Source organism: Ruegeria sp. BE9 (assembly GCF_056538765.1).
In genome coordinates this window covers 284,408-298,101 of sequence record NZ_JBQFTS010000001.1, presented here as the reverse complement: position 1 = coordinate 298,101, position 13,694 = coordinate 284,408, and the positions used below count along the sequence as shown (strand labels likewise).

At 53.4% G+C, this 13,694-nt stretch carries 10 protein-coding genes; 3 read left to right on the top strand and 7 right to left on the bottom strand.

The features are described from left to right. Positions 1-113: 113 nt before the first annotated feature. Together ACR0EO_RS01450 and ACR0EO_RS01445 are read right to left on the bottom strand one after the other, a co-directional pair. A complete protein-coding gene (locus ACR0EO_RS01450; RefSeq protein WP_480686612.1) occupies positions 114-935 on the bottom strand; it encodes a class I SAM-dependent methyltransferase in 822 nt (273 codons plus the stop codon). A gap of 86 nt (positions 936-1,021) precedes the next feature. Further along, entirely contained in the window at positions 1,022-1,876 is an 855-nt protein-coding gene (locus ACR0EO_RS01445) for a CE1 family esterase (protein WP_480686610.1), read from the bottom strand. Between the two features lie 212 nt (positions 1,877-2,088). Here ACR0EO_RS01445 and ACR0EO_RS01440 point away from each other — a divergent pair, with 212 nt between their 5' ends. Together ACR0EO_RS01440 and ACR0EO_RS01435 are read left to right on the top strand one after the other, a co-directional pair. After that, a complete protein-coding gene (locus tag ACR0EO_RS01440; RefSeq protein WP_480686608.1) occupies positions 2,089-3,930 on the top strand; it encodes an adenylate/guanylate cyclase domain-containing protein in 1,842 nt (613 codons plus the stop codon). A gap of 164 nt (positions 3,931-4,094) precedes the next feature. Further along, positions 4,095-4,907: a DEAD/DEAH box helicase family protein gene (locus ACR0EO_RS01435; RefSeq protein WP_480686607.1), complete on the top strand. Its 813-nt coding sequence runs from the start codon at positions 4,095-4,097 to the stop codon at positions 4,905-4,907. Positions 4,908-5,030: 123 nt separating this feature from the next. Here ACR0EO_RS01435 and ACR0EO_RS01430 read toward each other — a convergent pair whose 3' ends face one another. The 3 genes from ACR0EO_RS01430 to ACR0EO_RS01420 form a co-directional block, all read right to left on the bottom strand. Next, positions 5,031-6,767, bottom strand: coding sequence for an adenylate/guanylate cyclase domain-containing protein (locus ACR0EO_RS01430; protein ID WP_480686605.1), 1,737 nt, complete (start codon positions 6,765-6,767; stop codon positions 5,031-5,033). Positions 6,768-6,859: 92 nt separating this feature from the next. After that, positions 6,860-8,614, bottom strand: coding sequence for an adenylate/guanylate cyclase domain-containing protein (locus ACR0EO_RS01425; protein ID WP_480686604.1), 1,755 nt, complete (start codon positions 8,612-8,614; stop codon positions 6,860-6,862). A 227-nt stretch (positions 8,615-8,841) separates the two neighbouring features. Then, positions 8,842-9,759 (bottom strand): LysR family transcriptional regulator, encoded by a 918-nt coding sequence (locus ACR0EO_RS01420; protein WP_480686603.1) that lies wholly within the window; start codon positions 9,757-9,759, stop codon positions 8,842-8,844. A gap of 102 nt (positions 9,760-9,861) precedes the next feature. Between ACR0EO_RS01420 and ACR0EO_RS01415 the strand changes: the two genes are divergently transcribed. Beyond that, complete coding sequence (locus ACR0EO_RS01415; RefSeq protein WP_480686601.1) at positions 9,862-10,728, top strand: NAD(P)-dependent oxidoreductase; 867 nt, start codon at positions 9,862-9,864, stop codon at positions 10,726-10,728. A gap of 224 nt (positions 10,729-10,952) precedes the next feature. Here the strand turns inward: ACR0EO_RS01415 and ACR0EO_RS01410 are convergent, their stop codons facing one another. Together ACR0EO_RS01410 and ACR0EO_RS01405 are read right to left on the bottom strand one after the other, a co-directional pair. Then, positions 10,953-12,023: a CobW family GTP-binding protein gene (locus ACR0EO_RS01410; protein ID WP_170788790.1), complete on the bottom strand. Its 1,071-nt coding sequence runs from the start codon at positions 12,021-12,023 to the stop codon at positions 10,953-10,955. After that, positions 12,016-13,674, bottom strand: a complete 1,659-nt coding sequence (locus ACR0EO_RS01405; protein WP_170788791.1) for an amidohydrolase — start codon at positions 13,672-13,674, stop codon at positions 12,016-12,018. Before ACR0EO_RS01405 ends, ACR0EO_RS01410 begins: the two co-directional genes overlap by 8 nt. Positions 13,675-13,694 lie beyond the last annotated feature (20 nt).

Below are 13,694 nucleotides of genomic sequence, written 5' to 3'. Positions count from 1 at the left end.
TCGCGCATCTTAGTAGTTGCAGAGCTCGGATTTGAAGGGCCGCTTTGGGCTGCCATCAGCCAATCCGCACACCGCAGATAATGACTATTTCGAGCGTCGATGCAACAATCGCATCAGGCCATGCAAATGAAGCGGTATGTCAATAACCGACGTTCATCCAGAGCAAGAAGTTGGTTCTGAACCATATCGCTGGCGATGTCCCCAAATAGAATCTGTGTCGTAACAGGCATGGTGCTCTTAGACTTGGGCTTCGAAATTCTCGCCTTAAGCCATTCAAAACTTTCAGTCGTCGAGTCTTCTTCATGCAATACCTTAAAACCCGCATCTTGCAGAAAGCCGACCATTTCTTTCGGGGTTGCGAGATAACTGATCGAGGCGTCCATAGCCCACGGCATCGGATAAACGACGTCACCACCTTCACCCTGTAGTATGTCGTAAACTCCAAATCGTGCTCCCGGCTTCAGAACACGATGCGCCTCTTTGTACACCGAAAGTTTGTCCGGGATGTTCATCGCAACATGAACCGTTACCGCGCCGTCAAAACTGCTGTCCGAAAATGGGAGCTTTGTGGCATCTCCCTGAGTAAACGTGGTTTGTTCATTGAGAGCGACCCAATCTGAAATGGTTTTAGCTGCGTCGCAAAACTCTTGCGTCAGATCAATGCCGGTAACCTTAGCGCTTGCTTCTTCGGCAATTGTTCTGGCCACCCCGCCCAGGCCACTACCAATATCAAGCACATTCGAACCTGGCGCTAGCTCCAGTTTCTCCAATAGCTGTAAAGTCGCCTGTCTGCCTCGAAAATGAAACTCATCAACTGGTTCAAAGTCAGCAGCGCGCAATTTCTCCGGGTCAATGCCCTCGGCCTTCAGGCTATCAGCTATCTGGTCGATCAGTCTGCGGCTGCGACCATAGTGGTCGGAAACTTGCTCTCTCATTCTCAACCCCTGTTGCCAATCATGTTGAATGCTACTGAATGCCCATCAGATCAAAATTCGCGGAGGGTCGGCGGGCACTCAAGTGCTCAAGGTAGAGCTTCGAACCAGTCGAGCACCGCGTCCCGCCAGCCCTCTGGCACACCGTGCCCGCCTTTGGTGACCTTCAACCGGATGGAGCCTGCGTCACAGTCCACCCAATCCTTCTGCATCGAGTCATCGTCGCCAAAGCTGTTTTCCGCGCTACCGAAGCAGGCGTTCTCGCGGCGCCAGACATCCAAGCCCTTCATGACGTTACCCTGGTGAAAATCAACACCCTCCCATGTCAGCTGTCGGCCTTCGAACGGCACCATTCGGTCTTTGAAGCCATGTACGTGAAATAGGTGAACTGGCGCATCGCACTCAGTGGTCATGGGCTCCCAGAATGCTCCAGCCGCAGCGGCAAAGCCTCTTGCCATCTCTGGCGCTTGGCACGCAATGTCCCAGACCATCGAACCACCGCGGGAGAAACCTGCGATCAGTATTCTCGACGGGTCTATACCGAAGCGCTCCACTGCGTCGGCGCGAACTGCGCCGACAAAGGAGACATCATCGCGCGCCAGATCATACCCGTCAGCCACACCCCAATCGAGGTCTTTGCTATTAATACTGGGCTGCCCGCTCGGCATAATCACAGCGTAGCCGCGCCGGATGAAAGGATCGACATAGGCGGAGTTCTGGATCATCCCTTTCCCAGACCGTCCATAACCGTGCAACCAAATGACGGCAGGCGGTTCATCCGGAACATCTGGTAGGGCCACGTAGTACTCACCGCCTTCCAGTGTGCAAGGTGCATCTGGCGCGCCACACTCTCCGTCCGAGGCAAAGGCCTCTTTCGGACTTGCAGCAATAACAGCAATGACAATACTGAGCGTCAAAATGCGATTGCGCGTTTCGGGTCGCATCAAAAGTGTACCTTTGTGGTTAGGTCACAGAAAATCATAGCACAGCGTTGCGCATCTCCGAAGGCAGCGGCCAAGCGTTTGTGAACTATCTGAAGTTTAGGCAAAGTTGGCCGGTCGATCTCTTTCCAAATGAGTAGTTATGAGCTTGGGTAAGAACTTAGATTTTGTTCGAGAACCCAGGTAACTTTCATTAAAGTGGTACGGGGGGACTTATGGAACGCCGTCTAACCGCCATTCTGGCTGCGGATTTTGTGGGATTCTCACGCCTGATCGGGCGTGATGAAGAGGGCACGATTACCACCCTAAAGAGCTACCGAAAACTCATTGATGACCTCATCTCAAACTATGGTGGTCGCGTGTTCGGCAGCGCGGGTGACAGCGTCATCGCTGAATTCACAAGTGCAACGGACGCGTCCCGCTGTGCATTGGAAATTCAAAGAGAACTGAAAGCTCGCAACCTCGATCTGCCGGAAAAAGGGCGCATGAACCTTCGTATCGGAATACATCTCGGTGACGTCGTGGCAACTGGCGATAATCTGCTGGGAGACGGCGTCAACATTGCCTCTCGGTTGGAAGCAATCGCACCGCCCGGAGGCATTTGTGTTTCCAAAGCAGTTGCCGATCAACTTTCGGGAAAGGTGGACGCGGAATTTGCGCATGCTGGCGCCCATGCATTGAAGAATATCGCCAATAAGGTCGAGGTTTGGACCTGGCCTCCGGAACTTGCGGTCAAACCCAAGCGCAGCGCAGCGATCCGATGGACTGCCGCGACGGCTGTTGTCGCCACAGTTACCGCGATTTCAGCTTTTTTTGTCTTTGGAAGAGATGATCCGCGCGACCTTCCGTCAGGTGCGCGGATTGTCATTACACCTTTTGAAACAATCGGGGAAAACAAGGAAGACGAGTATTTCGCTGAAGGTTTGACGCGTGATCTTAACGCCTTGTTGGCGAAGTTCTCAAACCTGTTTGTTATAGCTCCCGAAGCTGGCGCCGACTTCAGCAGTCAGAAAGATTGCGAAGCGATCAGGGATGCGTTAGGGGCCGATTACATACTTGGCGGCACGGCCCAACGGTCTGACTCGAAGCTGCGGGTGACAACTACGTTCATCAATGCAAGGACTTGCCGTCAACTCACGCCGCCGGGCCCCTTTGATGTGGACCTAAGCATCGCAAATGTCCTGGATATCCAGGTTGAGATTGCAAGAAAGGTCGCCTCGCAAATCGGCTCAAGCGATGCCCCGTTGTTCAACGCTTCTGTACAGCAGGCTATCCGCGACAAGGCACCGGAAAACCTGGAAGCCTATGAATGCTATCTGTTGGGATTCTGGTTTTATCAAAGTTTCAGCATTGAAACGCATCGCAAGGCTCGGGACTGTCTACTGCGAACCGTGAAGGAAGAACCTGGTTACTCTCTTGCTTGGTCGCGATTGGCCTTTAACTATCTCGAGTCTAAGAAACGATCATTCGACACCGATCCGGATTGGGCAAATAAGGCCCGAGACGCCGCCACACGTGCACTTGAGGAAGACCCGGACAATGCGGATGCGCACTACGCCCTGGCAATCCTCAGCAGAATGACGGGAGAAGACAAGGCGATCTTCTTTGAACACGCAAAAAACGCCACGGAGCTTAGTCCCAATGATTCCTGGATCCTCGCGGATCTGGGTATCTTTCTTGCTTACTCCGGCGAGTTTGAAAAAGGTAAAGAGTGGATTTCCCGCGCAAAAGACCTCAACCCCAAACTTCATCCTGGCTACAACAACGCTTGGGTGCTGCACGCGATCTTGCAAGGCAATTATGATGAAGCACAAAAAGTCATCTTGAGCTGGGGTACGCCGAAATCCACCATGTCGATGGCAAGCCTGACTGCAAGCTATGCTTTGGACGGCGAGCAACAAAAGGCGCAAGAGATGGCGCGACGCTTACAAAACGAACACCCGGAGTTTCTTGACGATCCACGCGCACCGTATCGAGCACGTGGAATGCCAACGGAGCTGATCGAAAAGATTATGGGTGGGCTTCGCATTGCCGGTATTGAAGTTTCAGAGAACTAATGCCGAGATTGCTTGCAAACATCGCCTTCAGAATGGCGGGCATAGAATGTTTGTAGCGGTTCTGGAACCAAGTTGCGCTTGCTACCTAACGCTGTTGCCGACACCGAATTAGGAGATTCGTTATTTCTAAGGACAGTTTTGCGGACACAGAGATTGGAAGACACTTGGCGAACGCAGCACGTCGTTGCCGCATGGTTTTCTTCACTGGATTACCGGCATCTGGAAAGTCATTCCTGTTGCGTCAGCAGATATCCATTGCGATCTCCTTGGGACGTCCTGTGCATATCATGCGTTGGGATACGGGGCTCGCGGCGTTTCAAACCGAAGATATACTCGCGAGGTATCCGGATGTTTCGGATGGAACTCATCCGTTGATCCGAAAGGCAGCCGGGCTGTGGGGGCGGAGAGCACTGACGCGATGGCTGGCGGAGAATACCGACCCCACAGGCATGATTGTCGGTGAAGTCCCTATCATCGGAAACAGGTTTTCAGAGTTCATCCAGACGCAGCCCGATCAGATTGAGCCTGCCTTAGCTTCCGAGGAAACCACATTCATGTATCCGGTTCCTACAAAGGGCTTGCGCGGCAATCTCGAAGCTATTCGAAGATCTACATTTGCGAACCCCAGACATCCTGATGAGGCTAGGGACGCGCCACCATCCACAATGGAACTGGCTTGGCGCCAGACATGCGCCAAGGCTGCGGAGTTGGGCTTAGTCTCTGAGGTGGACATCCATTCTCCGTATGAGGAGGCGATCTATGTCCGGTTTTTTGAGCACCTGCTGCAACACCGAAACGTCGTCAGAATTGCGGTCGATACGATTTTTTCAGGTGCCGGGTCAGCCCATGACCTGAATGCGAACGTCTTAGAACTCAGTGCTAGCTCAGACGAAGTAAAGTACGCAATCGCAGAGGTAGAGACTACTTTTACAGCCGAAGCAGCCGCCCGAGAAGTTGAAAACTGGTATCGGGTGTAGTCTCGGACAAAGGTCTGTTCGGTTGGCATTTCGGAATTTGCAAAGCTTGGTTGCGAAGGTCCGTTTTGGGCTGCGACCGGTCAGTCATGCTCGTTGCAGAAAATGTCGACTACTCCAAACCGGTCACTGCGGCACTCCGGCTTTTCGCAGCCCCTCTACCAAATGTTCAAAGTAGTCTTGATTGTAGCCGGGCAAACTTTGGGCGACGAATGACAGCGAGAATTCGGGGTTGAGAGCTAGAGCTTTGGTAACGGCTGCGCGGGCTTCATCTAAATTGTCTTGTTGCGCCAGTGCTGCTGCTCGGAACAAGTTTGGCCAATACTCACGCTCGTTTTCTCTAACGGCTTTGCCCGCCCAGTGTTCTGCAAGCTTGTAGTCTTTCAATTGATAGTGAGCTGATGCGTTGTTGACATAGAACGTCCATAACAAGGGATCGTTGGGACTAAGTTTAATGGCCATGGCCACATGAGCCAGCGAGTCCTCCGCACGCCCTCCGGCTTTCAGCGCGAAGGCCATGCCGTGATGTGCTAGGGCAAAGTTTGGATTGAGCGCGATGGCCTTTTCCAGGCTGGCGATCCCTGAATCCGTGTCCCCAGCAAGACAGAACGCCCGGCCGAGTGCGTAATGGGTCAAAGCTTCACGGTCGTCCAAAGCCTTCGCTTTTTCCGCCAATCTTATGGCATTCTTCACAGTCTCGGAAGACTGGTCGGCAATTCGCATTATGACGTCTGAGACGCCTACAAGAGCGCAGCCGGCGTAAGCCAAGGCAAAATTCGGATCAGCCCGCGTGGCCGTCTCAAACAACTGACGAGCCTTTTCATTGCCTTGCTTGGTAAAGCGATTTAGATGCCAGTTTCCCCGTTGATACAGGCCCCAAGCGTTGAGATCTGAAGTTGGCTTATGCTTCGCCCGGTCTTGCTCAGCGCCGCGCAGTTCTGAATCGATACTGCCAACGATTGTCTCAGTAATCTCGTCTTGCAGTGCGAAAATGTCATCGAGCTCCCGGTCGTAACGGTTGGCCCAAAGGTGATTGGAACTTTCGGCATCAATCAGCTGTGTGGTGATGCGAACCCGGTTTCCGGCTTTTCGGACACTGCCTTCAAGCACGTAACGAACGCCAAGCTCTTGTGCCAACCGACGCACATCCACCGCCTTGCCCTTGTGAACAAACGTTGAATTGCGGGCAATTACAAACAACCAGCGAATGCGTGATAGCGCGGTGATTATGTCCTTGCTGACCCCGTCTGCAAAATACTCTTGCTCGGGATCGCCGCTCATATTGTCAAAAGGCAAAACAGCAATCGATGGTTTTTCGGATGCCGATTGCGTACTGTCGGCGGTGGGTTCGATTGCGTCTTGCTCATTTGGTGCGGACCAATGCCAAGCTCTCACCGATTGGGCAATGTTTTTCAGATTTTGCTCACCAAGATCTCTGAAGATCGGCCCGGTTTTCATGCGCACGGCTTGTTGGACAATATCGGACACACAAACGCCGCCGGGTTCTGCCAACGCCTCCAGCCGCGAAGCGATATTGACACCGTCGCCATAGATGTCGTCCCCATCAATGATAACATCACCGAGATTGATCCCGATGCGTAGGCGGATTGGGCCACCGCACTGCACCAGCGCTGACTGGACGGCCATTGCACAATTCACAGCATCCACAACACTGGCAAACTCCACCAGCGCACCATCACCTATCAGCTTGATAATACGGCCGTTATGTTCGCTGACCGTCGGATCGAATGTTTCCAGTCGATGTGACTTCAAGCGTCCCAGCGTGCCTTCCTCGTCGTCTTCCATAAGTTTGGAAAAGCCAACAACATCGGCGGAAAGTATGGCGGTCAGCTTGCGGTCCAATTTCCGTTCCTCCACAGGGCAACGTTAGACCCGATGGGGCGCAAAATCCATGCAGTACAGTTGATGATAGAGCGGCCGCGTTTGGCAAAAAACTAAGGCAACGCTTGGCGAATTCGGGCTGCCGCCGCTAACCCATCGGCAAGACGTTCAAAATCATCCGGTCGCCGCCACATAGACCGAAACCCGCGAGCAAGGCTATCTAACGTATCATCCTCAACCACAATACCTCGACTTGTGAACTCATCGTGACGTTCAGAAACAAATTCTTGCAATGCGTCAGAGGCGTCTCGCTCCCGTTTGAGCTGCGCGTAGGACGCGGCGACAAATGCTGTGGCCAACGAGTTAAGCCGCGCTGCTCCCATTAGAAAATTAAGCGCTGCTTCAAAGTTGCCGTTGAAAAATTCGACCTGCCCCATAATCCAGTCGATGGCAGGCGGATGTAGCGGGTCCAGCGCCATAGCTTCCGAAACTACGTCGCGCGCCTTTTCGTGCAAGCCGAGCAATAGGAAAGCGTAGCCGCACCATGCCATCGACTCCGCCTCGCTTTCTATCATGGAAAGTGTCTTGTTGAATTGCGCTTCGGCCTCGCTCCACAGCCCGGCACAGAGATAAGCAAACCCAAGCTGGTCTTGAATGTAGACGTCCCGGTTATCCAGTGCCACGCCCTTTCGGGCGATCTTCAACGTGTGGGCCGGTGCGTCAGCGTCTGCCAGACCAAGCCACAAGTCTATGACATACGTGTCCGAAAGATACATGTAAGATCGCGCGATGGTCGGATCGAGCGCGACCGCTCGTTCCAACAACGCTCTCGCCTTGGCCGTATCTCGTGCGTTCAAGCCGTCGCGTAGTGCCTTGCCCTTTAGCATCAGCTCATAGGCCTTCATCTGATCCGTTGGTTTCTGTGTCGAACGGTCGACAACATCGTGCTGGACCCTGCCTGGCAACACTGCGACGATACTTCGGGCCACCTCGTCTTGTACCGCCAGAACGTCCTCCAGTTCGTGGTCGTATCGATCCGACCAAAGTTGAGTACCTGTACGGGCGTCAGCGAGCTGTACCGAGATCCTCACGCGGCTGCCAGCCTTCCGCACGCTGCCTTCAACCAGGTAATCTGCGCCGAGAGCCTCCGCGATTTTGGCTGGATCTGTGTCCTGTGTCCGGAACCTGAAAGACGCATTTCTGGAAACAACCTTGAGCGTTCGAAAACGCGATAAGCCCACAATAATGTCTTCCGCAATCCCGTCGCTAAAAAAGGCCTGCTCGGGGTCATCGCTCATGTTGTGTAGAGGCAGGACCGCAATAGTGGCTTTTCCTGATGATTCAGGCCGAGGCGGTTCAGCACATACTGCGCTTAACCCGCCAATGCGCCAAGCATGTACCGGTTCGGCAACGTTCTTTACCGTGTGCTGACCAGCATCCTCCCAGGCGACCGGTATACGGTTCCCGACCACACGATATACAGCGTCAGACACCAACACACCGCCGGGTGGGGCAAGCTGCTCCAACCTAGACGCAAGGTTCACACCGGATCCAAAAACATCTCCGTCGCGCATGATAATGTCGCCAAGAGTGACACCGATGCGAAAGCGAAGTGGGTCGGAGCCCACCACTGGCGAATTTTGCAGTTCAACCGCGCATGAAACGGCATCGACAGCACTGTCGAACTTGGCGAGCAGACCGTCACCCATCTGTTTGACAATGCGACCGTGATGCCGACCAACAAGCGGAATAAAGGTTTCGTCAATGTGCGCTGAGCGGACTTCGAGCGTGCTTTTCTCGTCCCGCTCCATTCGGGCGGTAAAGCCGACAAGGTCAGCAATCAGGATGGCCGCCAGCTTTCGCTCCAAGTATTGTCCTCCTTTCTTTTTCATACTGGTCGCTACGTGTTTAGACCATGCGAAAGTGCACAGGACTGACTTCTGACTTTGCTTGAAGTCGGCTTCAGCGTTGGGAAGCGCTGCGATACGTCTGCTTGAAGAGCTCACACCGCAAACGGCCTTTTTAACCTCATCTTGCAAAAGGTCATGGCCGGTTTGGGTAGTTGCTATCCATTCGAGTTGAACACCTATTACAGTTATATCAAGTGAGCAGGCGTCCATCTGAAAAGGCTTTTCTCATATTCGGTAATTGAGTTCGAAAGCCACTTCTGAAACACCTTTGCCGCTGGGCGAACTGGTCCAGGCAGCGTGACGAGGTGATATCCGATCTGCGGGATTGGATCATCGAATAGCGCCACGAGATCTCCAGACTTCAATTCATCAGAGATGAATGCCGGAACCGTCGCCCCAACACCATCACCCCGGCGGATTCCATCAAGCAGCATGTTGCCCGGCAGGCGAACAACTCTCCTATCGGCATTGGGTGGTACTCCAACCTTTTCCAACCACAGGTCAAATTCGACCGAAGCCTGCTCCTGAAGAAGAGTAAAGTCGAGCAATTCAATTGGGTCTTTGAGCACTCGTTCCCCAATCAATTCTTTTGCAGCGACCACTGTCAGACAGCCAGGTAGCAACATTTGCGAGATCAGTCCCGACCAGCGCCCGGTGCCGTATCGAATGGCTATGTCAATGCCCCCTGGTTTGAGGTCGACAGCTTGGATTGTTGAGTCGATCCGAAGCTCAATATCCGGGAACTCCTGAACAAATGCCGATAGACGCGGCATGAGGAATGCGCTTGAAAACATCGGTGTCGCACTGACTACCAGCGGGCGAACCGCCTCTGCACTTGATATGCTCTCAGTCAGGGACGCCATTGAGGCGAATGCTTCATGCAGACCTGCCGCTAAGAATTCTCCCTGTGCAGTCAGAGCGATACCGTGTCGCGTCCGAGTAACAAGCTGGGTTCCTAGGTGCTGCTCCAGGCCTCGGATTTGTTGGCTGACCGCGGAATGGGTCACATTCAGCGCCTCTGCTGCGCGGGTCAAGTTTCTAAACTCTGCGGCGGCGGCAAAGGCTCTGAGAGACGTCAACGAAGGTAACGTGTGCCAATCCATAAGTCAGAAAATCTTACAATACAGAAAAATTTACAACTACGCGATTTCTCAATTCTCACGCATGTTGACGAGAAACACCAATGACCAGAACAGGAGGGAACCATGGAAACGCTTGCGGTACTCGGATTGGGCAACATGGGTTCTGCGCTGGCGCATTGCCTGCTCAAATTAGGTTACAGCGTCTGCGTCTGGAATCGGACACCTGAAAAGACAAAGCCGTTTGCAAAGGTAGGTGCAGTTATTTGCGTATCGCCGGAAGATGCTGTTGCCGCGTCCGATTTCGTCATCGTCTGTATCAAAAGTCACAAGGAAACTGTCGATTTGATCAGCGGTCTAAGTGTATCGTTGAAGGGGAAAACAATCTGCGACATGAGCACCGGCGACACGTCCGATGCTGATTCACTGGTCTCATTTCTCAGCGAAAAAAACGCAGACTACATGCTGGGCATGATCAATGCATACCCTTCCGGCATCGGTAGCAGCGACACCACCATCCTTACCGTGGGCAGTGCCGGAACTTGGGATCGCTACGGCGAAGTGATAAGGTCTCTTGGGGGAAAGTCCGCTCAAGTCGGTGAGAAACCCGCAGCTCTTGCAGCACTTTTTGCTGGTCTCTTCACTGTCCGGCAAGGGTTCATGTTTGGGATGATATACGGCGCACTGGTTTGCCAGAAAGCTGGTGTTCCTATGCAGGTCTATGCCGATCAACTTCCTGCGACGATCAAGCTGGTAAATGACTACCACGATCTCTTTGTCCGTACCGTTCCAACCGAGGACTATGACGACGCCGAAGCCTCGTTGAAAGTCTACGCATTGGCCCAAGAGGACGCGCTAAAGACCTGCGTTTCTCTGAATGCACCAGCTGACTTTATCCGAATGATGCATGACCGCACAAAAGCGGCGTGGGCGGATGGATATGGGGACAAACAATTGACCTCGTTGGTCGAGCACATGGCGGACGCCGGATAACGTCGGGCGATTTCTGTCAGAATGGTAGTTCGACTTGGACAAAAAACGGCTGCAAAGCTGCATACACGGGATTGCGAAGTTTCGGCGCCAATGTCTAGTTTGGGCTGAGAGCGGTCATCGATTGGTCGGGTTCTCTACTAAATTAGACAAAATCATCCCCACACGACTTATCCACAGGACACACTGTCCGGGAATTATGGGCACAGTGACATTTGTAGAAGCGCTTATCTTGTTTTTTGCGCCTTGCAAGAAAGAACACCCCCGCGCAGTGCGTCGCCATAGACTTGTCCTTTCGGCCCTATAAAGACCAGACGCGTGTGTGGACCTGTCTCTGTCCAACAGTCGCCCTCTCGCATGCTCCATCTGGAACCGACTCTTTGGAAGATCAAACGCTGATCCGGCTTTTGGGCAATGAAAACAAATCCCTTTGCCCTGAGTATCGTATCAGGCAGATCAGAGAAGAACTGCTGCAAAGCTTTTTCGTCGAGCGCGTCGTTGGTTTCCACACTGATGGTTTCAAAACCGTGTTCGGCTTCGGGCACAGGGGATTCATAATCGGAGACGTCTTGTTTTGTGTCAATGCCAAGCGCCACATCTGTCGGTATCCGGCCTTCAATAGCCTCAAGTATTGGCGTATCCGCATACAGAGCCCCGACGCGCGACTTTGCTCGAGCGCGGCTTTCATCGGAAAGCAAATCAAGTTTGCTCAGCAAAATCATGTCCGCTGACACGAGTTGGGCGTTGAATAATTCGCGTGTCGCAGGGTCGCTCGCACGTGCTTCAAGTGTTTCCGCGTCGACAACTGTGATGATACCGTCAAGCCGGATCGCTTCATTTGCAAGCGCGATCTGAGCAATCGAGCCGGGTTCGGAAATGCCGCTACATTCCAGAACGATGGCATCTGGGCGATCTCTACGCTGGGCAATGTCGACGAGTGATTTGGACAGGTCACTCGCAACAGCACAACAGGCGCACCCGTTGGTCAAAGTAATCGTGTCGTCGGTTTGTTCGGCAATAAGTTCCGCATCGATGTTGATCTTGCCGAAGTCGTTCACCAAAACAACGATTTTGCGGCCTTGCGGGTCCGCCAGTAACCGATTGAGTAGAGTGGTTTTCCCCGCGCCGAGAAATCCTCCGATGATTGTTAAAGGCAGCGACCTTGCAGGGGCCGCCAATTCGCGAGGCATCGACATGGCGGCAAAGATCAAGCCAGCAATTGTTTGCCTCTGGTCAAGCGCTCGCATGAATTGATCATGCCGCGACGCGGTGTTTTGAGCATGCGGGCGCTCAGTCATTCGGCGCCTCAATAACGCGTCCACCCAAGACTGTGCCCCAAATACCAATGTCTTTGATTTTCTCTGGTTCGACTTCCATCGGGTCTTCCTCCAAGACGCAAAAATCCGCGAACTTGCCAACTTCAAGGCTTCCAATTTCGTTTTCGAGATTGAGAATGTAGGCGGCATCAATAGTAACAGCGCGCAATGCCCGCTCCACACTGATCCGCTCGCCAGGTGCGACGACTGTCTTTTCGTCTTCGGCCAGACGAGTGACGGCTGCATACACGGCAGTCAAAGGATGCATTGGCACGACGACCTGCGGGTAATCGGAGTGCAGCGCAAAAATCACGCCCTCTTTTTCCAAACTTCCAAGGCGGGCTTCGGTCTGCGCGCGGTCTGGGCCATAGGCATTTTCAGAATGCAGGAGAGCGCGGAAATGCGAGAAGTAATTGTTCACACTGGCGTTACCGCCTAGGGCCTTAAGGCGGCGCGCCTGCATCGGGTTGCTCATGGCATAGTGCTCGATGGTAAACCGATGATCGAACCGAGGATGTTCTGCCTGTAATCGAGCAAGTAAGTCCAAAGTAAAGTCTACCGCCTGATCGCCATTGGCATGGCAGTGGATCTGGTGGCCACCTTTCCAAAACGGCACCATGCCTTCATAAGTGGCGTCGCCCGGGAAACCATTTCCACCGTCCAGGTAGCCGGGAAAGTTCAACAGCGCTCCCATGAGTGGGAACGACCCGTCGCTCAGGAATTTAACACCGCCAATAAACAGGTTGTCCTTTTCGTGCTTGGCGAGCTCCCAAACAACGTCCGATGCCTTGTCCCCATGCGCCCCCACAAAGGACATGGCATGCGGTTTCAGACAGAACCGGATAGGCAGGTTCGGGTCTTCTGTTGCAGTTTCGTGGTCATTCAGTTCGGCGTCAATGTTCATCACGCCGAACATAAGGTCGGCGACTGTCGTAATGCCTGCCTTTAGAGCAATTTGACCAAAAAACTTCAAGCCGTCCACGCCACCCAATTGGGCGATAATTGGCATGATCGGGGCGATGCCAATCGAAACACCTTCCACCTCCGTGAAAACGCCGTTCAAGCGCCCGTCCGGATACTGCAAAATGTGGGTCGGGTTTGCACCATCCGCCACGTTGGCCATTTCGATGGCAGCTGAGTTCAGATAGGCGAAATGCGGTGCAAAACCCAAAATGTAAATGGGCCGCGTGGCCGTGATCTTGTCGAGCGTGTCACGATCAATCGACCCGCCTTGGTTCGCAGGGTCAAAGCCCCATGCGATGATGGGTTCACCTTCCTTTTTCGTCTCGTGGAGTTCGCCAAGATATTCGATCACATCGTCAAAGTGCGGATGCGCAGGGTTCATGCCCTCGCGTCCCGGCCAAGGCAGCGGCCCGATGTAGTCGACCGCCATGAAGCCTGCGGACATCCAGCAATGCGAATGCGGCTCGATCAAGCCTGGCAAGACGATTTTGTCTTTCAGAGTTTCATCGACCGTCACGTCGTAGCGCGACAGCCAAGGCTGCATCTGATCTATCGTTCCGAGCGAAAGGATACGGCCGTTCAAAACCGCGACGGCATCAGCCTCAGGTCGGCCCGGGTCCATCGTGCGAAATTTCTTAGCGATGAAAACCGTGACTTTTTCCTTGGTCATCCCAAACTCCTAAAATATCT

Bases quoted from the DNA above. Each gene is read 5' to 3' on its own strand.
- ACR0EO_RS01445 (WP_480686610.1), bottom strand. From the start codon at position 1,876: ATGCGACCCGAAACGCGCAATCGCATTTTGACGCTCAGTATTGTCATT.
- ACR0EO_RS01405 (WP_170788791.1), bottom strand. From the start codon at position 13,674: ATGACCAAGGAAAAAGTCACGGTTTTCATCGCTAAGAAATTTCGCACG.
- ACR0EO_RS01415 (WP_480686601.1), top strand. From the start codon at position 9,862: ATGGAAACGCTTGCGGTACTCGGATTGGGCAACATGGGTTCTGCGCTG.
- ACR0EO_RS01440 (WP_480686608.1), top strand. From the start codon at position 2,089: ATGGAACGCCGTCTAACCGCCATTCTGGCTGCGGATTTTGTGGGATTC.
- ACR0EO_RS01410 (WP_170788790.1), bottom strand. From the start codon at position 12,023: ATGACTGAGCGCCCGCATGCTCAAAACACCGCGTCGCGGCATGATCAA.
- ACR0EO_RS01420 (WP_480686603.1), bottom strand. From the start codon at position 9,759: ATGGATTGGCACACGTTACCTTCGTTGACGTCTCTCAGAGCCTTTGCC.
- ACR0EO_RS01450 (WP_480686612.1), bottom strand. From the start codon at position 935: ATGAGAGAGCAAGTTTCCGACCACTATGGTCGCAGCCGCAGACTGATC.